Source organism: Rhodoplanes sp. P11 (genome assembly GCF_964266735.1).
GTDB classification, from domain to species: domain Bacteria; phylum Pseudomonadota; class Alphaproteobacteria; order Rhizobiales; family Xanthobacteraceae; genus Rhodoplanes; species Rhodoplanes serenus.
Window position 1 is genome coordinate 476,518 of sequence record NZ_CAXWGY010000016.1, and the last position, 21,905, is coordinate 498,422.

At 71.6% G+C, this 21,905-nt stretch carries 17 protein-coding genes; 9 read left to right on the forward strand and 8 right to left on the reverse strand.

The genetic code is table 11. The features are described 5' to 3' along the window. Positions 1 to 131 precede the first annotated feature (131 nt). Together ACFQUV_RS13935 and ACFQUV_RS13940 are read right to left on the reverse strand one after the other, a co-directional pair. A complete protein-coding gene (locus tag ACFQUV_RS13935) occupies positions 132 to 2,750 on the reverse strand; it encodes an EAL domain-containing protein (RefSeq protein WP_129610688.1) in 2,619 nt (872 codons plus the stop codon). A 475-nt stretch (positions 2,751 to 3,225) separates the two neighbouring features. After that, complete coding sequence (locus ACFQUV_RS13940) at positions 3,226 to 3,612, reverse strand: PsiF family protein (protein ID WP_111387079.1); 387 nt, start codon at positions 3,610 to 3,612, stop codon at positions 3,226 to 3,228. Positions 3,613 to 3,739: 127 nt separating this feature from the next. Between ACFQUV_RS13940 and ACFQUV_RS13945 the strand changes: the two genes are divergently transcribed. From ACFQUV_RS13945 to ACFQUV_RS13970, 6 genes are all read left to right on the forward strand, one after another. Then, positions 3,740 to 4,141, forward strand: a complete 402-nt coding sequence (locus ACFQUV_RS13945; protein WP_129611175.1) for a PepSY domain-containing protein — start codon at positions 3,740 to 3,742, stop codon at positions 4,139 to 4,141. After that, positions 4,141 to 4,806 carry a response regulator transcription factor gene (locus tag ACFQUV_RS13950; RefSeq protein ID WP_111387075.1) on the forward strand — a complete coding sequence of 222 codons (666 nt, stop codon included), beginning with the start codon at positions 4,141 to 4,143 and terminating at the stop codon, positions 4,804 to 4,806. The genes ACFQUV_RS13945 and ACFQUV_RS13950 overlap by 1 nt, the downstream gene beginning before the upstream one ends. Continuing rightward, complete coding sequence (locus tag ACFQUV_RS13955) at positions 4,803 to 6,155, forward strand: HAMP domain-containing sensor histidine kinase (RefSeq protein WP_129611174.1); 1,353 nt, start codon at positions 4,803 to 4,805, stop codon at positions 6,153 to 6,155. The genes ACFQUV_RS13950 and ACFQUV_RS13955 overlap by 4 nt, the downstream gene beginning before the upstream one ends. A 147-nt stretch (positions 6,156 to 6,302) precedes the next feature. Continuing rightward, positions 6,303 to 6,848: a cytochrome b gene (locus tag ACFQUV_RS13960; RefSeq protein WP_129611173.1), complete on the forward strand. Its 546-nt coding sequence runs from the start codon at positions 6,303 to 6,305 to the stop codon at positions 6,846 to 6,848. 45 nt (positions 6,849 to 6,893) lie between these two features. Next, on the forward strand, positions 6,894 to 7,364 hold the full coding sequence (locus ACFQUV_RS13965) for a DUF1924 domain-containing protein (RefSeq protein ID WP_378395066.1): 471 nt from the start codon (positions 6,894 to 6,896) through the stop codon (positions 7,362 to 7,364). Between the two features lie 25 nt (positions 7,365 to 7,389). Further along, entirely contained in the window at positions 7,390 to 7,905 is a 516-nt protein-coding gene (locus ACFQUV_RS13970; RefSeq protein WP_129611171.1) for a diheme cytochrome c, read from the forward strand. A 262-nt stretch (positions 7,906 to 8,167) separates the two neighbouring features. Here ACFQUV_RS13970 and ACFQUV_RS13975 read toward each other — a convergent pair whose 3' ends face one another. The 3 genes from ACFQUV_RS13975 to ACFQUV_RS13985 form a co-directional block, all read right to left on the reverse strand. Beyond that, positions 8,168 to 9,202, reverse strand: a complete 1,035-nt coding sequence (locus ACFQUV_RS13975; RefSeq protein ID WP_129611170.1) for a tripartite tricarboxylate transporter substrate binding protein — start codon at positions 9,200 to 9,202, stop codon at positions 8,168 to 8,170. A gap of 321 nt (positions 9,203 to 9,523) precedes the next feature. Next, on the reverse strand, positions 9,524 to 10,498 hold the full coding sequence (locus tag ACFQUV_RS13980) for a tripartite tricarboxylate transporter substrate binding protein (protein ID WP_129611169.1): 975 nt from the start codon (positions 10,496 to 10,498) through the stop codon (positions 9,524 to 9,526). Positions 10,499 to 10,820: 322 nt separating this feature from the next. Continuing rightward, positions 10,821 to 13,655 (reverse strand): [protein-PII] uridylyltransferase, encoded by a 2,835-nt coding sequence (locus ACFQUV_RS13985; RefSeq protein WP_129611177.1) that lies wholly within the window; start codon positions 13,653 to 13,655, stop codon positions 10,821 to 10,823. A 342-nt stretch (positions 13,656 to 13,997) separates the two neighbouring features. Between ACFQUV_RS13985 and ACFQUV_RS13990 the strand changes: the two genes are divergently transcribed. Genes ACFQUV_RS13990 through ACFQUV_RS14000 form a run of 3 tightly spaced genes read left to right on the forward strand, consistent with a single transcriptional unit; the run spans position 13,998 to position 16,653 of the window. Beyond that, the gene (locus tag ACFQUV_RS13990; protein ID WP_129611168.1) at positions 13,998 to 14,990 is read left to right on the forward strand and encodes an aliphatic sulfonate ABC transporter substrate-binding protein; all 993 of its coding nucleotides are present in this window, start codon (positions 13,998 to 14,000) and stop codon (positions 14,988 to 14,990) included. Between the two features lie 32 nt (positions 14,991 to 15,022). After that, entirely contained in the window at positions 15,023 to 15,874 is an 852-nt protein-coding gene (locus tag ACFQUV_RS13995) for an ABC transporter permease (RefSeq protein WP_129611176.1), read from the forward strand. Further along, the gene (locus tag ACFQUV_RS14000; protein ID WP_129611167.1) at positions 15,874 to 16,653 is read left to right on the forward strand and encodes an ABC transporter ATP-binding protein; all 780 of its coding nucleotides are present in this window, start codon (positions 15,874 to 15,876) and stop codon (positions 16,651 to 16,653) included. The genes ACFQUV_RS13995 and ACFQUV_RS14000 overlap by 1 nt, the downstream gene beginning before the upstream one ends. Before the next feature lie 22 nt (positions 16,654 to 16,675). Here the strand turns inward: ACFQUV_RS14000 and ACFQUV_RS14005 are convergent, their stop codons facing one another. Genes ACFQUV_RS14005 through ACFQUV_RS14015 form a run of 3 tightly spaced genes read right to left on the reverse strand, consistent with a single transcriptional unit; the run spans position 16,676 to position 21,694 of the window. Beyond that, positions 16,676 to 17,902, reverse strand: coding sequence for an ABC transporter permease (locus ACFQUV_RS14005; protein ID WP_129611166.1), 1,227 nt, complete (start codon positions 17,900 to 17,902; stop codon positions 16,676 to 16,678). A gap of 1 nt (position 17,903) precedes the next feature. Next, a complete protein-coding gene (gene rbbA / locus ACFQUV_RS14010) occupies positions 17,904 to 20,654 on the reverse strand; it encodes a ribosome-associated ATPase/putative transporter RbbA (RefSeq protein WP_129611165.1) in 2,751 nt (916 codons plus the stop codon). Next, positions 20,651 to 21,694: an HlyD family secretion protein gene (locus ACFQUV_RS14015; protein ID WP_129611164.1), complete on the reverse strand. Its 1,044-nt coding sequence runs from the start codon at positions 21,692 to 21,694 to the stop codon at positions 20,651 to 20,653. The genes rbbA and ACFQUV_RS14015 overlap by 4 nt, the downstream gene beginning before the upstream one ends. Positions 21,695 to 21,905 lie beyond the last annotated feature (211 nt).

Here is a 21,905-nt window from a genome sequence, read left to right on the forward strand (position 1 = left end):
CGATACCGCCACATCGTTTCGGCCGGGCGTCTAGAGCATTGTCCGGCGAAGTGGGACCCGGTTCGCCGTCGAAAATGCGATCAAGTAAGGACTTCCAGAGCGGGGCCGATCCAGTTGGATCGGATTCCGCTCTAGCCGCCCGGTGCGGCGTCGCCCGCGGCCAGCCCGGTGCGCGAGGCGCCACCGGCCAGCCAGCGCGTCGCCGCATCGGCCGAGACCGGGGCGCCGATCAGGTAACCCTGGCCGAAGTCGCAGCCCAGCGCCTGCAAGCGGGCGAACTGCGCCTCGCTCTCGATTCCTTCGGCCACCACCCGCATCCCCAGGCTATGGGCGAGATTGACGATGGCGCGGGCGATGGTGGTGTTCTCGGACTCGCCCTCCAGGTCGCTGACGAAGGAGCGGTCGATCTTGAGGATGTCGACCGGGAACCGCTTGAGGTGAACGAGCGACGAATAGCCGGTCCCGAAGTCGTCGAGGGCGATGCGGGTGCCGGCCGCGTGCAGGCGGTCGAGGGCGGCCGCGATACCGGGATCGTCGGCGATCACCACCCGCTCGGTCACCTCCACGAGCAGCCGTGCGGGCGCCACCCCGGTGGCAGCCAGCGCCGCGGCCACCTCGTCGGCGAAGCGCTCGGCCTTGATCTGGGCGGCCGTCATGTTGACGCCGAGAATCCCGGGCTCGAGCCCCTGGTCGAGCCAGGCGCGAATTTGGCGGGCCGCGGTGTCGAGGGTGAAGCGGGCGAGCCAGCCCTTGAGCCCGGCGGCCTCGATGGCGTCGAGGAACTCGCCGGGCGCCACCAGGCCGCGCTGCGGATGCGCCCAGCGCAGCAGGGCCTCGAAGCCGACCAGCGCGCCGTCCGCGAGCGCGATGATCGGCTGGAAGGCGAGCCGGAACTGTCGCTCCGTCATCGCCAGGCGCACCTCGGCGACGAGCCGCAGCCGGCCAGCCGCGTCGTCCATCATGCCGGCGTCGAAGAAGGAGACCGACCGGCGCCCCGTCTCCTTGGAGCGGTAGAGGGCGAGATCGGCGTTCTTGATGAGCTGGGCGGGATCGCTGCCGTCGCGCGGGAAGAGCGCCACCCCGATGCTGACGCCGGGATGGATCACCTGGCCCTCGTGCATGAGCGGCTCGGTGAGCGTCTCCAGCAGCCGGTGGGCGCACGCCGCGATCCCGGCCGCATCGTCGATATCCTTGAGGATGACGGCGAACTCGTCGCCACCGAGACGCGCCACCACGTCGCCGTCGCGGGCGCCCTGGCGCAGCCGGCGGCCGATCTGCCGCAGGAGCGCGTCGCCGGCGTCGTGGCCGATGGCGTCGTTGACGTCCTTGAAGTGGTCGAGATCGAGCAGCAGCAGCGCGCCGCGGGCGGTGCGTCCGCGCGACGTCTTGCGCAGGCTGCGACCGAGATGCTCGTTGAAGGAGCGGCGGTTCAACAGGCCGGTCAGCGTGTCGCGATAGGCGAGCTCGCGGATCTGGGCCTCGCGCGCCTTCTGCTCGCTGACATCCTGCACCAGCGCCATCCAGTGGCGGGTCGCGGGGTCGATTACGAAGGACGACACCGACACCGGCGCCACCGTGCCGTCGCGGCGCAGGCAGTTGCGATGGAACGGCTTCGGGTGGTCGAGCGGCGGATCGACGCCGTCACCCTGATACGGCTCGCGCGACGGCGAGGTGGTCAGCCCCGACCAGGTCAGCCGCCCGGCGTCGAGATCGGCGCGGTCGCGGTCGACCAGGCGCAGGAACTCGGCATTGGCATCGACGATGCGGTCGCCGCGGCAGGCGATGACGCCGATCACCCCGGAGGTCTGGAGCGCTTGCAGCTTGACGCTCATCTCGCGCAGGGCCGCTTGCGCCTCCACCGCCGCGGTGACGTCGCGCCCTGTGCCGCGATAGCCGCGAAAGTGGCCGGCCTCGAACACCGGCTTGCCGCTGGTCTCGATGTGGCGCACGCCGCCGCCGGCCCGCGGCACCGCATAGCGGAAATCCCGGAACGGCCGGCGGGCGGCGAGATCCGCATGGTGCGCCTCCCAGTCGGGCGCGTCGGCGGTGGCCGCGAACTCCTCGCGGCGGCGACCGAGGAAGATCACGTCGGCGAAGCTCGGCGGCGCCGCCCCCGACACGTAGGTGAAGCGGTGGTCGGAATCGGTCTCCCACAGCCAGTCGGTCGCGGTCTCCAGCATGTCGCCGAGCCGCTGCTCGGCCGCCGCCCGCTCGGCCTCCAGGTCGGCCCGGCGGTCGCATTCGCGGGCGAGCTGACGCGCCGCGAGGCGGGCCGCGATCTCGGACGACACCAGCGCCGCGAGGTCGGCGAGGACCCCGATCTCGAAGGCGTCGAAGGAGCGCGGGCGGTGGTCCACCGCGCAGAGGACACCGACCGCCAGGCCCTCGGGCGTGCGGAGCGGCGCGCCGGCATAGAACCGCACGCCCGGCGTCGCGGTGACCAGCGGGTTGGTGCGAAAGCGCGGGTCGGCGCGGGTGTCGTGCACCACCAGCGGGGCGTCGGCCAGGATGGCGTGCGCGCCGAACGACAGCCGGCGGGCGATCGCGGTCGACTCGGTTCCGACCCGGGACTTGAACCATTCCCGGTGCGCATCGACGAAGCCGATCGTCGCGGTCGGCATTCCGGTCAGGGTGGCGAGCAGCCGGGTGGCCCGGTCGAAGCACTCCTCCGGGGCGCTGTCGAGGACGCCGCAGTCGCGCAGGGCGGCGAGGCGTCGCGGCTCGTCCGGCGGCAGCATGGCGGCACGCATGCGCGGACCTCCAGTTGGCGGCCCCACGAGGGGCCGTCGGCGGAACCCGATGGCTCACGAGGCCAGCACCGTCGGATGACGGCGGTCCGCCCCCGAGGGCTAGCCCAAGGCGAGATCTAGCCCGGCTTCACTTAAAGGGATGTAATCAATCACTCCTAACGCCCGCGTACAGTTTTGATGGTAAATTGTTAGGGTCACCCCTCCTCCCCGTTGGCGGCCGTCAGCGCCCGCACCACGGCGGCCGTCACGGAGCCGCCGGATGCGGCGGGCTGGGCCGCGCTGGTGAAGGGGCTGGCCGCGATCACGGCCCGGTGCAGCGGCTGCCACGCCGCCTTCCGGGTGCGTTGACGAGCCCTCCCCGCCGCCGGCGGACTCCAAGTCCCGCGCCGGGCGGAGTGCCGCGGCGCGGTCGCGACGCTCCGCCGCCATTCGGATCAGGACACCCGGATCAGGACCCTCGGCGGCGCCGGTCGGGTCACGGCGCCTTGGCGGCGCCGGTCATGCACGAGGTCATGAAGCTGCGCCGGGCGGCGGCCCGCAGCCCCTTGGCGTCGGCCTCCTTCCAGCAGGCCGCATGCCGCTCGGGATTCTGCACCCGCCAGCACGGAGCGTTGCGGCCGGTCACGCAGGGACCGCCCATCTGGCCGCCACCCTGGCCGCGCCAGCCCGGACCCCGGCCATAGCCGGGACCATAGCCGGGGCCGCCACCCCACCCACCGCAGCCCTGGCTCCATCCGCAGCCGCCCCAGCCGGGTCCGCCGCCCCAACCCCCGCCCCAGCCCTGGCTCTGCGCCGGGGTGACCGCGAGGCCGGCCACGACCAGCGCGCCGGCGACGAGGAGCGTTCGAGCGGATATCATCATCGCGCCCTCCTGTGGTTCGTCGGGGAAACCGCCCCCGATCGCTTGGAATTGTCGCATGGGAGGACTGATGCGGGTCTGACGCGGCCCGTCAGGTCATCGTCAGGGCGCAGGGACGAAACTGCGACACATGAGAATCCCTAGCCGCCGCTCTCTCCTCCTCGGGGGCCTGGCCATCATCGCCAGCGCCTGCCCGGCGCTCGCCCAAAGGGGCGAGGGACGGCCATGGGGAGGCGGAGGACCGCCGCCCTGGGCCGGCGGAGGTGGCGGCGGGCGCGGCGAAGGCCGGCGCCGCCGACGTCGGGACGATCACGACTGCGCCCTGCGGGCGCTCGCCGAAGGCCGCGCCAAGCCGTTGACGGAGATCCTGCCGGCGGTCGAGAAGGAGCTGGGCGGCCATGCCATCGACGTCGAGCTGGAGCATTGCGCCGGTCGTGTCGTCTATGAAGTCAAGGTGCTGCGCCCGGACGGACGGCTGGTCGAGACGACCGTCGACGCGATGACCGGGAAGCGCATCGAGGACGACGACTGATGCGGGTGCTGGTGGTCGAGGACGAGCCGCGGATCGCCCGCGACGTCGCCGCGGCGCTCTCGGCGGCGGGCTGCGTCGTCGAGGTGGTGGGCGACGGCGAGGAGGCGTGGTTCAAGGGCGACACCGAGGACTACGCCCTGGTGGTGCTCGATCTGGGCCTGCCGCATCTCGACGGGCTCGCAGTGCTCAAGCGGTGGCGCCACAACGGCCGGCAGATGCCGGTGCTGGTGCTGACCGCCCGCGGCACCTGGGCCGAGCGGGTCGAGGGCATCGACGCCGGCGCCGACGACTATCTGCCGAAGCCGTTCCGCATGGAGGAGCTGGTGGCGCGCGCCCGCGCCCTGATCCGCCGCTCGGCCGGTATCGGCACCGCCGTCATCGAGGCCGGGCCGCTGACCGTCGATCCGCGCGACATGCGGGTGTCGCTCCGCGGCGTGCCGGTGTCGCTGTCGCCGCTCGAGTATCGCCTGGTCGCCTATCTGGCGCTCCACAAGGGCCGGGTGGTGCCGGCCCACGAGCTGATCGACCAGCTCTACGGCACCGACGACGCCCGCGACGCCAATGCGCTCGAGGCGCTGGTGATGCGCCTGCGCCGCAAGCTCGGCGCCGACGTGATCGAGACCCGCCGCGGCTTCGGCTACCGGATCGCGGAGCCGGCGCCGTGATCGCCGGCTCGCTGCGGCTGCGGCTGCTGGTCGCCGGCGCGGTGTCGATCCTGATCGCTCTCGGGGTGGCGGCGTTCGGCCTTTCGATCCTGTTCGAGCGCCATGTCGAGCGGCGCATGGCGGCCGACCTCACCCTGGTGCTCGATCGCCTGCTGGCGGGGCTCGAGCGCGACGCCGACGGCAAGCTGACGGTGGCCGATCCGCCCGACGACCCGCGCTTCGAGCGGCCGCTGTCGGGGCTCTACTGGCAGATCCTGCGCGAGCCGCACGACCTGATCGATCGCTCGCGCTCGCTGTGGGACAGCGATCTTCCGCTGCCCGAGGACGAGCTGTCGGAAGGCGCGCTGCACCAGCACCGCATCGCCGGACCGGGCGGCACCACACTGCTCGCGGTGGAGCGGCGCGTGGTGCTGCCGGCGCGCCTCGGCGGCGGCCCGGTGCGCCTCGTGGTGGCACGCGATCTCGCCGACCTCAGCGTGGCGACCAGCGACTTCACCAGCGAGCTGCTCCCCTATATGGGCCTGGTGGCGCTGCTGCTCGGCATCGCCTCGGCGGTTCAGGTGCGCGTCGGCCTCGCCCCGCTCGCTGCCGTGCGCAATCGCCTCGCCGCCATCCGGTCGGGCCGCGCCGAGCGGCTCGGCACGTCGTTTCCCGACGAGGTGCAGCCGCTCGCCGCCGAAGTTGACGCGCTGCTCGCCTCCCGCGACCGCCAGATCGAGACGGCGCGGGCGCGGGCCGCCGACCTCGCCCATGGGCTCAAGACGCCGCTTCAGGTGCTGGCCGGCGATATCGAGCGGCTGACCCGGCAGGGCGAGACGGCGATCGCGGCCGATCTCGCCGCCGTCGGCGAGAGCATGCGGCGCCATGTCGAGCGCGAGCTCGCCCGCGCCCGCCGCACCGCCACCGCCGGCACCGCGTCGGCCGCCGTCGCCGAGGTGGCGGGGCGCGTCGTCAAGGTGGTGGGCCGCACACCGGCCGGCGACGCCCTCGACTGGGAGGTCGACGTCGATCCGGGACTCAAGGCCCGCATCGCCCCCGACGACCTCGCCGAGATCCTCGGCAACCTGCTCGACAACGCCGCCCGCCACGCCCGCGAACGGGTGGTGGTGCGGGCCGCAGTGGAGGGCGACGCGGTGGTGGTGCGGGTGATCGACGACGGGCCGGGCATCCCGCCGGAACTGGTGGCGCAAGCGCTTCGGCGCGGCGGCCGCATCGACACCACCCCCGGCACCGGGCTCGGCCTCGCCATCGCCAGCGACATCGCCGACGCCTGGGACGGCGCCCTCCGCCTGGGGCCGACCGATCCGGGCGCCATGACGGCTGCGGTTCACCTGCCGCGCGGCCGTTGACGGCCCTTCCGTCCACCCGATCCGGACCGTCGCTGACGGCTCGCTGACGACCCGGATCAGATCCGCGTCAGGGCCTCGGTGCCAATGTGACGATCAGGCCGCTCCCGGTTCGCCGGATCGGCGGCGATTGCCACAGGACGCATCACGATGACCCGATCTCGCTACGATACATTCACCCAGGCCATTCATTGGTTCACCTTCATCGCCGTGGTCGGCCTGTTCGCCAGTGGCCTGATCATGGAGGAGATGGCGCGCGGCCCGGCGAAGTCGCAGCTCATCGGGCTGCACATCTCGTTCGGCGTGGTGATCATGGCGCTGACCGCGGCGCGTCTCGGCTGGCGGCTGGTGACGCCGCAGCCCGATCCGATCCCCGGCGAGCCGATGGTTCAGCTCATGGCCAAGGCGATGCACGGCACCTTGTACGCCCTGCTGATCGCGGTGCCCTTCCTGGCCATGATGATGGTGTGGGCCAAGGGCCGCACGGTCGGCGTCTTCGGCCTGTTCTCGGTGCCGCCGATGATCGCACCCGACCGCGACCTCGCCGAGTTCCTGGGCGACGTGCACGAGACCGCCGTCTATGTCCTGGCGGCGCTCGCCGGCATCCATGCGGTGGCCGCCATCGTGCATCACGTCGTGCTCAAGGACGGCGCCATCGCCCGCATGCTGCCGTTCGGCGAGCCGCGCCAGAGCTGAACGACCGGCCGGTCGCGAGCAGACCCGCGAGGGAGTGAAATCACCATGACGACGCGCGTCGCGCGCCGGCTCGCGCCGGCCGCCCTGATCCCGGCCGCCCTGGTTCTGCTCGCGGCGGTGCCGGTCGCCGCCGTGCGGGCGGCGCCCGCCGATGTCACGGCGGCCGGCCCGGCGCAGCGGGCCGTGCTGGCCGCTCAAGTAGAGGCGGCGCGCGCCGCCGACCCGGGCTTCACGCCGTCGGCCGAGCGCGGCCGTACGCTGTTCACCGGCTCGCCCGGCGGCGGCAAGCCCGACTCGCCGTCCTGCACGTCGTGCCACGGCGACGATCCCCGCCAGGGCGGTCACAGCCGCGCCGGCAAGCCGATCGCGCCGCTGGCGCCGTCGGTGGTGCCGGCGCGCCTGACCGACGCCGCCGACGTCGCCAAGTGGCTCCGGCGCAATTGCGCCGAGGTGCTCGGCCGCGACTGCACCGCCGCCGAGAAGGCCGATCTCGTCGCCTTCCTGATCAGCCAATAACACCGCTCGCCCGGAGAGCCCTGCCATGACCGAGACACGACCGAAGGTCCTGCGGATCGCCAGTGTGGCGGTCGCCGCCGCCGCGATCCTCGCGGCCGGCGTGGTGCTGGTCCGTCCGCTCTATGCCGACGGGTTGAGGGTCGCGCCGGTGAAGGACCCGGTGGTGCGCAAGGAATGCGGCGCCTGCCACCTGATCTATCCGGCCGGGCTGCTGCCGGCGCGCTCTTGGACCGCCATGATGGCCGGTCTCAGCGATCACTTCGGCGACAACGCCTCGCTCGACGACGCCACCGCGGCCCGCATCGGGGCCTATCTGACCGCCAACGCTGCCGATGCCGGGCGCTGGCCGAGCCGCGTGCTGCGGCGTCTGCCCGACGAGGTCACCCCGGCCCGCATCACCGACCTGCCATGGTGGAAGCGTAAGCACGAGCGCAAGGATCGCGTCGCGCCGGCGACGCTCGCCCGCAAGGGCGCGAAGTTCAAGGGCGACTGCAAGGCGTGCCACGAGGACGCCGAGCGCGGCCTGTTCGACGACGACTGATACGAGATCCGGCTGATCCATTTGGTGGTCATTCCGGAAGCCGCGAAGCGGTTGTCCGGATCCAACCGAGAGTCAAAAGTCTGCCGCAGGATGACGTGTCTCGCTGGGTTCCGGGTTCGCGGCGCCCGAACGGCGCGCAGCGCCGATCCGGGTGCCGTGCCCCGGAACGACGGCGAACTGATCACCTGGAAACAGTATCACGAAGCGGGTCCGGCACGGCCGTGCCGGACCCGATCCTCCGCGACGGCGGCCCCGCGCCGGCTCAGTCGAGCTTGATGTTGGCGGCCTTGACCACCGGCCCCCATTTCTCGGCCTCGGCCCGCATGTAGGCGTCGAACGCCTGCGGCGTGCTGCCGACCGCGAACGAGCCGGTCTTCTTCAGGTACTCGACGACGGCGGGGTCCTTCAGGGCCGCCGCGACGTCCGCCTGGATCTTGGCGATCAGGGCGGAGTCCATCCCCTTCGGGCCGAGCAGGCCCCACCACACGACGCTGTCGAAGCCCGGCACCCCTTGCTCGGCGACGGTCGGCACATCGGGGAGCGCCGGCGAACGCTGCGCGGTCGTCACCGCCAGCGCCCGCACGGTGCCGCCCTGGAGCTGCCCCACCACCTCGGCCATCGGATTGACGCTCAGCGGGATCTCGCCGGCGATCACCGCCATCAGGGCGGGCGCCCCGCCCTTGTAGGGGATCGGCACGATCTTGACCTTGGCGGTGTGGTTGAGCAGCTCGCCGGCGAGATGCGCCGAGGTGCCGATGCCGGACATGCCATAGGACAGCGCACCGGGCTTGGCCCGGGCCTCGTCGAGCAAGGCCGTCAGGCTCTTGTAGGGGCTGTTGCCGGCCACGTTGATGGTGAGCGGCGAATAGGCGATCTCGGTGATCGGCGTGAAGTCCGCGAAGGTGTCGTAAGGCAGCTTCGGATAGAAGAACTGGTTGAGCGGATGGCCGCTGGCGACGAGCAGCAGCGTCGTGCCGTCCGGGGCCGACTGGATCAGCGCCTGCGACGCGATGATGCCGCCCGCCCCCGGCCGGTTGTCGACGACGAGCTGCTGGCCCCACGGCTTCGCGAGCGCCTGGCCGAGGGTGCGGGCGAGCACATCGACGGCACCGCCGGCCGCATAAGGCACCAGCACACGCACCGGCTTGCTCGGCCAGGACTGTGTCGGGACCTGAGCCGGCGCCTGAGCAGCCGCCGGCGGCGGCACCGCGAGCAGGAGCGGCAGGGCCAGCGTGGCGAGCGCCAGGCGGCGCGACAGGCTGGGCGTCGAGGAACTCGTCGGCTGGGAGGACGTCATGGCGATCTCCTTGGAGGCCCGCTCCAGCGAAGGCGGCGGCCGCCCCGCCCACGATCACGTCGCGGCGGCGGGCGGCGAGCCGAGGCTCCGGGCGGACCGCATGCGGCACGGACCGGGTCCGGCACGGACCCCGAAAGCTGCCGCCGAAGCCGCCATGACACAAATGGTTCGTTTGCCGCGATTGAGCAGCTTCGTGCATGAACGGCCCAACCGGCCCGTACCGCGGCCCGCGCGCCGATGGGTGCGGGCGCGTCCCGTGCGGCCGCCATCGCTGGGCCGTCGTCCACCGGCAACGTGGAGATGCGGGACCGGCGCGGCCGGTCAGTTCGGCGTGATGCCGGCCGCCTTGATGATCGGCACCCACTTCTCCATCTCGGCCTTGTGATACGCCGAGAAGCCGTCCGGCGTCTGATGGGCGGCGGGCGGGATCTCCTGAGCGATCTCGGCGTAGCGCGCCTTGACCTTGGGGTCGGCCAGCGCCTCGCGCACCGCGGCGGCGAGCTTCTGGACGATGTCCTTCGGCGTGCCCTTCGGGGCCCACATCCCCTGCCACACCGAGACGTGGAAGCCGGGCAGGCCGGCCTCGTCGACGGTGGGCACGTCGGGCAGCACGCCGAGCCGCGCACTCGCCGTCACCGCATAGGGCCGCACCGTGCCGCTGCGGATCTGCGGCAACGCCGCCGAGGTCTGCTCGAAGATCACGTCGAGATGGCCGGCGACGACATCCTGGAGCGCCGGGGCCGAGCCGCGATACGGCACGAACTGGAACTTGACGCCGATGCGCTCCTGGAACGTCAGGCCGCTGACATGGCCGGGCGCGCCGACGCCGCCGGTCGCCATGGTGACGTTGGGCTGCGCCTTCAGCCAACTGATCAGCTCCTGCAAGGTCGTGGCCGGCACCGCCTTCTTGGACAGGATGATCTGCGGCCCGCTGGCGAGCTGGGCCACCGGCTCGAAATCGGCGAACAGGTCGTAGCCGAGCGTCGGATACAGGCCAGCATTGACCACGTAGTGGTTCCAGCCGCCGATGCCGAGCGTGTAGCCGTCCGGCGTCGAGCGGGCGACCCGCCCGGTGCCGATGGTGCCGGAGGCGCCGCCGACATTCTCCACCACGATGGTGGTGCCGAGCGAGGCGCCGATGCGCTCGCTGACGATGCGGGCGATGGTGTCGGTCGGCCCGCCGGCGCTGGCGGCCACCACCACCATGACGGGTCGTGACGGATAGGGTTGGGCACGGACGTCGCCGTGAACCAGAAGCCCCGCCGCAGCCGCGGCGAGAACCAGCACTGCCTTCATGTCGCATGCTCCGTGTCGACCGGGGACCGGAAACGAAACGCGAAACGAACGGGAGATCGGGGGAAACGACAGGCGAGAGCCGCGAGCCTAGCACAGCGGCGGCCGCACACCAGACGGTTCCGTACGCGGACCGCATGGTTGTTGCGGACTACGCGACACGTCGCATTTTATATGCCAAGTAGCAGGCCATTGCGGCCGGCAGTCCCAGCGCCGACGCCGTCTCGTCCGCCGATCGACTGGCCCCTGTGAACGACGCGCGAGCGTTGTGCGCAGGCACGCTCTCGGCAGCAGCCGGTTCCGGGAGGAAACGAGGCGGCGACCGCTATCCGGCCACGGCGGCGTCGCCGGTCGCGTCGTCCCGCGACCCGCTCTCGGCGGCACGCTCCGGCCGCGGCGCGAACGGCTGGAGCAGCGCCCGCTTGATGGCGGCGATGCGGGTCGGCGAGGTGATGCGCGCACCCATCAGATCGGTGACGTAGAACACGTCCACGGCGCGCTCGCCGAAGGTGGCGACGTGGGCCGAGGTGATGTTGAGATTGAGCTTGGAGAGTGTCGTGGTCAGCTCGTAGAGCAGCCCGGGGCGATCGAGCCCTGACACCTCGACCACCGTGTAGCGGTGGGACCACTGGTTGTTGACCGACACCTCCGGCTCGATCCGGAAGGCGCGGATGCGGCCCTTGCCGGCACCGCGCTTGGCCACCATGTCGGGCAGCTTCAGCTCGTTGCGCAGGCCCTTCTCGATGGTGTCGGTGACCCGCGCGGCACGCCGCGTCTCGTCCTCGTCGCGCTCGAACTCGCGCGAGATCGAGATGGTGTCGAGCGCGAGCCCGTCGGTCGTCGTGTAGATCTGCGCATCGACGATGTTGGCGCCGGCCGCCGCGCAGGCGCCGGCGATCACCGACAGGAGCCACGGATGATCGGGCGCCAGCACGGTCAGCACGGTGACGCCGCGGCTCTCGTCGAAGCCCCAGCGGGTGGCGAGCGGCAGGCCGGCCGCCTCGGTGTCGTGGACGAAACGGGCGTGGCCGAGCTGCGCCGCGAGATCGACCTTGAGCCAGTAGGCCGGATAGTGGCGGCCGATATACTTGTCGACCTCCTCGGCCGACCACTCGGTCAGCTCGGCGCGGAACTGCGCCTGCGCGGCGGCGACCCGCTGGGCCCGGTTGACCTCCGAGAAGCCGCCGGTCAGGGCCGGCTCGGCCTCGTAGTAGAGGGCGCGCAGGAGCTGCGCCTTCCACGAGTTCCACACGCCGGGCCCCACCGCCTTGATGTCGGCCGTGGTCAGGATGGTCAGCAGCTTCATGCGTTCGAGCGACTGCACGATCTGCACGAAGTTCTCGATGGTGCGGCGGTCCGAGAGATCGCGCGACTGGGCGATGGTCGACATCACGAGGTGATATTCGACCAGCCACGCCAGCGTGTCGGTGTCGGCCGCCGACAGGCCGAAGCGCGGTCCGAGATTGCGGGCGATCTTGGCGCCGGCCTGCGAATGGTCCTCGGGCCGCCCCTTGGCGATGTCGTGCAGGAACAGCGCGACGTAGAGAACGGCGCGGTGCTCCGGCTGGATGGTGCGCATCAGCTCGGTGGCGAGCCCGTATTCTTCGTTGTGGCCCGACTCGATCTCGGCGAGGACGCCGATGCAGCGCAGCAGATGCTCGTCCACCGTGAAGTGGTGGTACATGTTGAACTGCATCATCGAGACGACACGGCCGAAATCCGGCACGAAGCGGCCGAGCACGCCGACTTCGTTCATCCGCCGCAGCACGATCTCGGTGTCGTTGCGCCCGCTCAGGATCTCCAGGAACAGCCGGTTCGCCTCGGGATCGGCGCGCAGGTGCTTGTCGATCAGCCGCAGCGAGCGCGTCACCGCCCGCATGGCGTCGGGATGGAAGGCGAGGCCGTGCTTCTGGGCGAGATGGAAGATGCGGATCAGGTTCTTCGGATCGCGTTGGAAGACGTCGGGATCGGCGATGTTGATGCGGTTGTTGTCGGAGATGAAGTCGTCGCTCTCGCGCAGCGTCCGCTGCGGCCGCGGCCGCAGCCGGGCGACGAAGCGGTTGAGCATCGGCACGTCCTTCTGGTGCCGGCTCTCCAGCCCCGCGCACAGGATGGCGGTGAGATCACCGACATCCTTGGCGATCAGGAAGTAGTGCTTCATGAAGCGCTCGACGTCCTGCATGCCGGGATGCTCGGTGTAGCCGAGCCGCACCGCGAGATCGCGCTGGATGTCGAACGACAGCCGCTCCTCGGAGCGGCCGGTGACGAAATGCATGTGGCAGCGCACCGACCACAGGAAGTCCTCGCAGCGCTGGAACAGGCGGTACTCCTGGCGGTCGAAGACGCCGCGCTCCAGCAGCTCCTCGGGCCGGCGGACCCGGTAGACATACTTGGCGATCCAGAACAGCGTGTGCAGATCGCGCAGGCCGCCCTTGCCGTCCTTGACGTTGGGCTCGACCAGATAGCGCGACTGGCCGACTCGCTTCAGCCGCTCCTCGCGCTCCGCCAGCTTGGCGGCGACGAACTCCGGGCCGGTGTTCTGCACCACCTGTCGGTCGAACCGCTCTGTCATCTCGTCGAACAGGCTCTGCTCGCCGAACAGGAAGCGCGCCTCCAGGATGGCGGTGCGGATCGTCATGTCGGCCTTGGCCTGGCGGATGCACTCGTCGATGGAGCGCGTCGCGTGGCCGACCTTCAGGCCCATGTCCCACAGGCCGTAGAGGATCGCCTCGGCGATCGACTCGCCCCAGGCGGTCTGCTTGTAGGGCAGCAGGAACAGGAGATCGATGTCGGAGCCCGGCGCCATCAGGCCGCGGCCGTAGCCGCCGGTGGCGACGATCGCCATGTGCTCCGCTTCCGACGGATTGCGCGTCGGATAGAGATGGGTGGCGGCGAACTCGTAGAGCAGCGCGATGACGGCGTCCTGCATGTCGCACAGGCGCTCGGCGCAGCGGCGACCGTGGCGGTCGGTGAGCAGCAGCTGCTCGGCGCGGGCGCGGCCCTCCGTCACCACCTGCTTGAGACGCTGCGCGACCGCGGTACGCAGCTCGCGCTCGTGGCCGGTATGCTCGTGGGCGAGCCGATCGAGATCGGCCGCCACCGCGGCGACGTCGAACAGCTCGGAGGCGGGACGGGACGGCCGGTCGATGAGAGCGCTCATCCCGGTTGGATAGCGGACGCCGCCGACCCTGTCACGATCGGCGTGACGCGGGCCGGCGCGGCCGATCGGCGCCGCCATCGAAGAACGCCCTGCTGTGCTCCGTCGGGACCGGAGAAAATCCTGCTCTCGATGCCTAAATACAAGTAACTCCTGTCATATTGACCGACGCTTCGGTCTGGGCGACGGTTGCGGGGCGCCCGCGGCCCCGCATGGCGCCACCGTCCCGGCGCCCCCGCGGGGTCCGTTGCTTTCATCGCAGGCGACGACGGACGGCTGACCGATACACCGTCCTTTGGTCGGCCCGGCTTCCCGGCCGGCCGATCCTGATCAGCGGAGAGTCGCATGCTGTCGTCGCGCCGTACCGTGGTCGCCGCCCTCGCGGGTCTTCTGCTCGCCGCCGGCGCTGTCGTCGCCGGACCCGGCGTCGCCGTGGCGGCCGAGCCGCCCAAGGAGATCCGGCTCGACTGGGCGACCTACAATCCGGTCTCGCTGGTGCTGAAGGACCAGGGCCTGCTGGAGAAGGAGTTCGCCAAGGACGGCATCACGATCCGCTGGGTGCAGTCGCTCGGTTCCAACAAGGCGCTGGAGTTCCTCAATGCCGGCTCGATCGACTTCGGCTCGACGGCGGGCTCGGCCGCTCTCGTGGCGCGGATCAACGGCAACCCGATCAAGTCGATCTACGTCTACTCACGGCCCGAATGGACCGCCCTCGTCACCCGCAAGGACAGCCCGGTCGCCACGGTGGCCGACCTCAAGGGCAAGCGCGTCGCGGTGACCCGCGGCACCGATCCGCACATCTTCCTGGTCCGCGCCCTGCTCGACGCCGGCCTCTCGGAGCGCGACATCCGCCCGGTGCTGCTCCAGCATCCGGATGGCAAGACGGCGCTGATCCGCGGCGACGTCGATGCCTGGGCCGGACTCGATCCGATGATGGCGCAGGCCGAGGTGGAGGACGGCGCCAAGCTGTTCTACCGCAAGCCGGAGGCCAACACCTGGGGCATCCTCAATGTCCGCGAGGCGTTCCTGAAGGATCATCCCGAGCTGGTGCGGCGGGTGCTCGCCGTCTACGAGGAGGCGCGCCGGCAGGCGCTCGCCGATCCGGCGGCGCTGAAGCGGACCTTCGCGGCGGTCACCAAGCTGCCCGACGCGGTGGTGGAGAAGCAGTTGGGCGAGCGCACCGAGCTGACCCACAGCCGCATTGGCGCGCCGCAGCGCGACTCCATCCTGGCGGCCGGGCTGGCGCTCCAGCAGGCCGGCGTCGTGCCGACCACCGTCGACATCAAGGCCACCGTCGACGCGCTGATCGAGGACCGGCTGGCGCCGGCCGGCAATTGACGCCGCCGTTCACGGCAGCGACCATCGCCCGCATGGGCAGCAACGCCGCCATCCCGGTCACCGAGACCACCGCGTCCGGTCGCCCGCGCGCCCGCGCGGGCGGCGCCGGCCGCCGCTGGCGGGCCGCCGCGCTCGGCCTCGTGGTGCCGGTCGCGGCCGCCGTCGGCTGGGAGCTGGCGGTCGTGGCCGGCCTGTCGGACGGCCGCCTGGTGCCGCCGCCCTCGCGCATCGCCGAGACCTTCACGGAGCTGGCCGCCACCGGCGAGCTCGCCCGCCACACCGCCGCCACCAGCCTGCGGGTCGCCGCCGGCTTCGGGATCGGGGCGCTCGCCGGCACGCTGTTCGGCGCGCTCGCCGGCTACTCGACCCTGGCGCGGACGCTGGTCGACCCCACCCTCCAGGCGCTGCGTGCCATCCCCTCCATCGCCTGGGTGCCGCTGTTCATCCTGTGGCTCGGCATCTTCGAGGCGTCCAAGGTGGCGCTGATCGCGGTCGGGGTGTTCTTCCCGGTCTATCTCGGCGTGCTCGGAGCGATCGCCGCGGTCGACCGCAAGATCGTCGAGGTCGGCCGCATCTTCCGCCTGTCCGGCCCCGCGATGGTCCGCCGCATCCTGCTCCCCGCGGTGCTGCCGTCCTATGTGGTGGCGCTGCGCGCCGGGCTCGGCCTCGGCTGGATGTTCGTGGTGGCGGCGGAGTTCATGGGGGCGGGCGAAGGGCTCGGCTATCTGCTGGTCGATGGCCAGCAGCTCGGCAAGCCGGCCCAGATCGTCGCCGCCATCGTGGCGTTCGCCATCCTGGGCAAGACCACCGACTGGCTTCTGGTCGCCGCGACGGCGCCGTTCCTGCGCTGGCAGGACGTGGTGGCGCAGCAGGAGCCGACGTGATGCTGGTGCTCGACCAGCTCGGCAAGACCTACGCCAACGGCGTGCGGGCGCTCGACGCGGTGTCGCTCGCCCTGCCGCTCGGCGAGATCGTCGCGGTGGTCGGCGGCTCCGGCTGCGGCAAGTCGACCCTGCTGCGACTGGTCTCCGGGCTCGACCGGCCGACCGACGGGACGGTGCGGCTCGACGGCGAGGCGATCGCGGCGCCGCACGAGAAGATCGGCCTGGTGTTCCAGGAGCCGCGGCTGCTGCCGTGGCTCACCGTCGCCGACAATGTCGGCTTCGGGCTTGCGGCCCTGCCCTCCGGCGAGCGGCGCGACCGCGTCGCCGCCCAGATCGCCCGCGTCGGCCTCGCCGACAAGGCCGGCGTGTGGCCGCGCGAATTGTCCGGCGGCCAGGCCCAGCGGGTAGCGCTCGCCCGCGCGCTCGTCGGCCGGCCCGAGGTGCTGCTGCTGGACGAGCCGTTCTCGGCCCTCGACGCCTTCACCCGCGCCGACCTCCAGGACCATCTGCTCGATCTCTGGCACGATGCCGAGCCGACCCTCGTGGTGGTCACCCACGATGTCGACGAGGCGATCGCGCTGGCCGACCGCATCGTGGTGATGCGGCCGCGGCCGGGGCGTGTCGCCGCCGAGATCGCGGTGGAGCTGCCGCGCCCGCGCGACCGCGACTCGGCCGCCTGGGACGCCGCCAAGCGCCGCGTGCTCGCCGCTCTCGACGATGCCCGCGAGGGCCGCGGCGGCGCCCGCCCGGCCGAGGCCGGTGCGGCCCTGTGGTGGTGAGCGGCAACGCCGGCGGCGCGGCTCAGCCGCCGAACACGACGCGGCGGAAGCGGCGCAGCGCGACACCGAGATAGACGGCGCCGATCGCCGCCATGGCGAGGAGCGACGGCCACACCACGCCGAGGCCGGCGCCGCGATACAGCACCCCTTGCGCGAACAGCACGAAATGCGGCGTCGGGCTCACCGTCATCATCACGATGCGGAGCCACGCCGGCATGCTCTCCAGCGGCGTCGCGCTGCCCGACAGAAGCTGCGTCACCAGCAGCACCGGGATGGCGAGCAGCCCGTATTGCCCCATGGTGTTGGCGACGGTGCCGAGCAGGATGCCGAGCGCCCCGCTGGTGAACACATAGACGGCGGCGCCGGCCAGGAACAGCGCGAGCGAGCCGCCGAGCGGCACGCCGAGCCACCAGCCGACCACGACGACGAGCGACAGGCCGGCGGCCGCCAAAGTGACGAAGCCGTTCGCCAGGATCTTCGACAGCATGATCTCGGACGGCACCACCGGCATCACCAGAAGGTGCTCGACGGTGCCCTGCTCGCGCTCGCGGATCAGCGCCGCGCCGGTGAGGATGACGGTCAGCATGGTGATGCTGTTGATCACCTGCATCACCGAGGTGAACCAGCTCGACTTGAGGTTCGGGTTGGAGCGCGCCCGCACGACGACGTCGATCGGCGCGGCGGCGCCATCCTCGCGGCCCGCCTTGGTCTCGGCGATCTGGTCGGCCACGATGGTGCGGATATAGGCGGTGCCGTTGCCGGCCTGGGTGATGGCGGTGGCGTCGACATCGATCTGCACGGCGGTGCGCCGGCCGGCCCGCACGTCGGCCTCGAAGCGCGGCGGAATCTCGATGACGAAGACGAAGCGCCCGGCATCCATGGCCGGATCGATCTCGGCCGCGCCGATGACCGTGGCCGGCCGGAACAGCGGCGGCGTCAGCCCGTCGGCGATGCGTCGCGACAGCGGCGAGCGATCCTCGTCGACGATCGCCACGGCCAGATTGGTGGCCTCGATCGAGGCGCCGGTCGCCACCGTGTAGATGTTGATGGTGAAGGCATAGACGACGAGCAGCAGCATCACCGGATCGGCCCGGATGCTGCGCAGCTCCTTGATGGTGAGGCGCGCCAGATTGGCGAGCCGCACCCGCAGGCCGCGCAGCGACGTCGGGCCGCGGAGCGACGTCGGGCCGGATGTGGTCGCGGACCCGTCGCGGCCGGCCGGCCGGTCCTCCTCGGCGGGATCGGCCATCTCAGCTCTCCTGCTTGCGCAGCACCAGCCGGGCCGCCGCCAGATAGATCAGCGCGAAGGCAGCGAGCACCATCAGATTCGGCCACAGATCGGCGAGTCCGAGCCCCTTGGCGAAGGTGCCGACGCTGACCGGCTGATACCACGCCGCCGGAAAGCCGAGCCCCAGCACCCGGGCGCCGCCCGACAGGGAGGCCACCGGCACCAGGAGGCCGGAGAAGTTGACGGCCGGCACCACGGCGATGATGGCGGTGGCGAACACCGCCGCCACCTGGGTGCGGGTGAAGCTCGACACGAGCTGACCGAAGCCGGTGGTGGCGAACACATAGAGCAGCGTGCCGAGTGTGAGCGTCGCGGCCGAGCCGTGCACGGTGACGCCGAACACGAGGGCCGAGACCAGCGCCAGCGCCGCGAAGCTCGCCATCGCGACCGCCACATAGGGGAGCTGCTTGCCGACCAGAAACTCGACCGCGCTGGTCGGGGTCGCCTGGAAGTTGGCGATCGAGCCGGTCTCCTTCTCGCGCACCACGGCGACCGCCGACATGATGGCGGGGATCAGGATCAGCATCAGCACGATGATGCTCGGCACCATGGCGACGACGCTCTTGAACGCCTGATTGTAGCGGAAGCGCGTCTCGATCTCGACCGTCGCGGCGGCCGCGTTGGGGCCGAGGCGTTCGAGCATGCGGTCGCGGATGTAGCTCTGGGCGAGGCCCGCCACGTAGCTGCGCGTGGTCTCGCCGCGGAACGGCATGGCGCCGTCGATCCACACGGCGATCTCGGGCCGCCGGCTCTCCTGGAGCGCCCGGCCGAAGCCCGGTGGAATCTCGACCACGAGGGTGACGTCGCCGCGCCGGAAGCGATCCTCCATCTCGGTCGCCGTCGTGACCGGCGGCGCCTCCGAGAAGTAGCGCGAGCCCGAGAAGCTCTCCAGCAGGGCGCGGCTCTCCGGCGTGCGGTCCTGGTCGAAGGCGGCGAATCGCAGGTTCTCGACGTCGAACGAGATGCCGTAGCCGAAGGCGAGCAGCAGCACCAGCGGGCCGAGGAAGGCGAACACCAGCCGGATCGGATCGCGCAGCAGCTCCATCGCCTCGCGCCGCGCATAGGCCCACAGCCGCCCCGGATCGAACCGCCGCGGCGCCGCAGGCGCGGCAGGAGACGACGGAGCCGGTGCCGCCGTCTCCGCCTCGCTCGCCACGGGCGCGGCCTTCGGCGCCGGCTCTCCGCCCGCCTCGGCGAGCCACGACACGAAGGCGTCCTCCAGCGAGGCGGTGCCGCGCTCGCGCGCCAGGGCCGCCGGGGCACCGACCGCCAGCACTTTGCCCGCATGCATCAGCGAGACGCGGTCGCAGCGCTCCGCCTCGTTCATGAAGTGGGTGGACAGGAAGATGGTGACACCGTCGTCGCGCGACAGGTCGATCAGCGTGCGCCAGAAGGCATCACGGGCGATCGGGTCGACCCCCGAGGTCGGCTCGTCGAGAATCAGGATCGCCGGCCGGTGCAGCACCGCGACGGCGAGCTGGAGCCGCTGCTTGATGCCGAGCGGCAGCGAATCGGGGTGGGCGTCGGCGACGTCGGCGAGATCGTAGCGCGCCAGAAGCTCGGCGATGCGGCTGCCGATCTCGTCGGCCGGCAGATGGTAGAGCCGGGCGTGCAGGTCGAGGTTCTGGCGCACCGTCAGTTCGCCGTAGAGCGAGAACGCCTGCGACATGTAGCCGACATTGCGGCGCAGCTCGATGCCGCCGCCCTCGACCGGCATGCCGAACAGCGCGGCCCGGCCGTCGCTCGCCGGCAGCAGGCCGGTCAGCATCTTCATCGTAGTGGTCTTGCCGCAGCCGTTGGAGCCGAGGAAGCCGAAGATCTCGCCGCGACCGATCCGGAAGCTGACATGGTCGACGGCGACGAAGCTGCCGAACCGCCGGGTCAGGCCCTCGGCCACGATGGCGGGTGTCGCGTCGTCGGTGTCGGGCCGCGGCCGCACCGTGACGGGCTGGTGGCGGGCGCGCTTCGCCTCCGGCAAGAGCGCGATGAAGGCGGCTTCGAGCGAGGCTCGGCCGGCCTGCGCCAGCACCTCGGCCGGAGTGCCGCGGGCGATCACCCGGCCGTCGTCCATGGCGGCGAGCCAGTCGAACCGCTCGGCCTCCTCCATGTAGGCGGTGGCGACGATCACGCTCATCTGCGGCCGGCCGGCCCGGATCGAGCCGATCAGATCCCAGAACTGGCGGCGCGACAGCGGATCGACCCCGGTGGTCGGCTCGTCGAGCACCAGGAGATCGGGGTCGTGCATCAGGGCGCAGCACAAGCCGAGCTTCTGCTTCATGCCGCCGGACAGCTTGCCGGCCGGCCGCGCCAGGAACGGATCGAGCCCGGTGGCGCGAGCGAGCACGTCGATGCGGGCGCGGCGCTCGGCCGCGCCCTGGCCGAACAGGCGGCCGAAGAAGTCGATGTTCTCGAACACGCTCAGCGTCGGGTAGAGATTGCGGCCGAGCCCCTGCGGCATGTAGGCGATGCGGGCGCAGCGCGTGCGCCGCTGCTCGGCATCCGCCATGTCGCCGCCGAGCACCTGCACCTCGCCCTGCTGGAGACGGCGCACGCCGGCGACCAGCCCGAGCAGCGTCGACTTGCCGACGCCATCGGGGCCGATCACGCCGACCATCCGGCCGGCCGGCACCGCGAGATCGACGGCGTCGAGCGCGACGGTCGCGCCGTAACGGTGCGACACGCCGGTGAGACGGGCGACGACGGTCTCGCTCATTTCGGCAGCTTGACCTCGAGATCCTTCGGCCAGGCCGCCGCCGGGCTGGTGCGGACGAAGCCGATGCCGCGCACGCCGGTCTTCACGTAGCGGTGCCAGCGGCTCAGCACCTCGGGATCGACCTGGAGCTTGACGCGGAACATCAGCTTCTCGCGCTCCTCGGCGGTCTCGACGCTCTTCGGCGTGAACTGCGCCTCAGTGGCGACGAAGCTGATGGTGGCCGGGATCACGTATTCGGGGATGGGATCGGCGACGATGCGAGCCTCGTCGCCCAGCGCCAGCTTGCCGGCGTCGTCGGCCGGCAGATAGAGCGTGAGATAGACGTCGGCGAGATCCAGGATGGTCAGCACCCGCTGGCCGGCCGCCACCACCTCGCCGGCGCGGGCGAGGCGATACTGCACGCGGCCGCTGCGCGGCGACACCAGCACCATGTCGACGAGCACGGCCTGGAAGCGCTGGACGTCGGCCTCCGCCACCTGGATGGCGTACTCGGCCTGCTCGCGCTGCGCCATCGCGGCGCGCAGGCCGGCGCTGGCCGCATCGTAGCGGTTCTGCCGCTGGTCGACGACCTGCTGGGAGATGTTGCCCCTGTCCAGGAGGCTGCGGCCGCGCTCGAGATCCGTGCGGGTGAAGGCGACGTCGCTGCTGCGCTGGGCGATCAGCGCGATCGCCTCGGCGAGCGCCTGCTTGGCGCGCAGCACCTGGGCCTGGGCGCCCTTGAGCTGCGCCTCGGTCTCCGGCGACGCGATGGTGGCGACCACCTGCCCGGCCGTCACCTCGTCACCCTCCTTCACCGTGAGGGTGGCGAGCCGGCCGCCATACTTGGCGATGACGTCGACCTGGGTGGCTTCGATGCGGCCGTTCGACTTGACGATGCCGGCCGGCATGGCGTCGCCGCGCAGGCGAGCGATGAGCGACCGCACCGCCGCCCCGGCCCGCGCGGCCGGCCCCTCGGGCGCAGCGAGCGCCGGCGCCGGAGCGCCGATCACGAGCACGCCCGCGAGCGCGAGAGCAACGATGGCGACGAGACGCGAACCCATGGCGACCACCTCCTGCGGACCGAGCAGCGCGCCGGGCGGCGTGCCGCGGCGGACGCAGCGACACTCCGGACGGCGACACGCCGGACAGCGACACGCCGGACGACGAAGCCCGGTGCCATCATACATAGGCCATTCCGTCGCCGGCACCGTCGCGCCAGGATCGGGGCCGGCATTCGACCACGGCGTGTCGATCGTCACGATGACGCCACAC

Excerpts from the sequence above, each read along its gene's own strand:
- ACFQUV_RS14000 (WP_129611167.1), top strand. The coding sequence starts at position 15,874 with ATGCTGGTGCTCGACCAGCTCGGCAAGACCTACGCCAACGGCGTGCGG.
- ACFQUV_RS14005 (WP_129611166.1), bottom strand. The coding sequence starts at position 17,902 with ATGGCCGATCCCGCCGAGGAGGACCGGCCGGCCGGCCGCGACGGGTCC.
- ACFQUV_RS13960 (WP_129611173.1), top strand. The coding sequence starts at position 6,303 with ATGACCCGATCTCGCTACGATACATTCACCCAGGCCATTCATTGGTTC.
- ACFQUV_RS13935 (WP_129610688.1), bottom strand. The coding sequence starts at position 2,750 with ATGCGTGCCGCCATGCTGCCGCCGGACGAGCCGCGACGCCTCGCCGCC.
- ACFQUV_RS13945 (WP_129611175.1), top strand. The coding sequence starts at position 3,740 with ATGAGAATCCCTAGCCGCCGCTCTCTCCTCCTCGGGGGCCTGGCCATC.
- ACFQUV_RS13975 (WP_129611170.1), bottom strand. The coding sequence starts at position 9,202 with ATGACGTCCTCCCAGCCGACGAGTTCCTCGACGCCCAGCCTGTCGCGC.
- ACFQUV_RS13950 (WP_111387075.1), top strand. The coding sequence starts at position 4,141 with ATGCGGGTGCTGGTGGTCGAGGACGAGCCGCGGATCGCCCGCGACGTC.
- ACFQUV_RS13970 (WP_129611171.1), top strand. The coding sequence starts at position 7,390 with ATGACCGAGACACGACCGAAGGTCCTGCGGATCGCCAGTGTGGCGGTC.
- ACFQUV_RS13980 (WP_129611169.1), bottom strand. The coding sequence starts at position 10,498 with ATGAAGGCAGTGCTGGTTCTCGCCGCGGCTGCGGCGGGGCTTCTGGTT.
- rbbA (WP_129611165.1), bottom strand. The coding sequence starts at position 20,654 with ATGAGCGAGACCGTCGTCGCCCGTCTCACCGGCGTGTCGCACCGTTAC.
- ACFQUV_RS13990 (WP_129611168.1), top strand. The coding sequence starts at position 13,998 with ATGCTGTCGTCGCGCCGTACCGTGGTCGCCGCCCTCGCGGGTCTTCTG.
- ACFQUV_RS13965 (WP_378395066.1), top strand. The coding sequence starts at position 6,894 with ATGACGACGCGCGTCGCGCGCCGGCTCGCGCCGGCCGCCCTGATCCCG.
- ACFQUV_RS13940 (WP_111387079.1), bottom strand. The coding sequence starts at position 3,612 with ATGATGATATCCGCTCGAACGCTCCTCGTCGCCGGCGCGCTGGTCGTG.
- ACFQUV_RS13985 (WP_129611177.1), bottom strand. The coding sequence starts at position 13,655 with ATGAGCGCTCTCATCGACCGGCCGTCCCGTCCCGCCTCCGAGCTGTTC.
- ACFQUV_RS14015 (WP_129611164.1), bottom strand. The coding sequence starts at position 21,694 with ATGGGTTCGCGTCTCGTCGCCATCGTTGCTCTCGCGCTCGCGGGCGTG.
- ACFQUV_RS13995 (WP_129611176.1), top strand. The coding sequence starts at position 15,023 with ATGGGCAGCAACGCCGCCATCCCGGTCACCGAGACCACCGCGTCCGGT.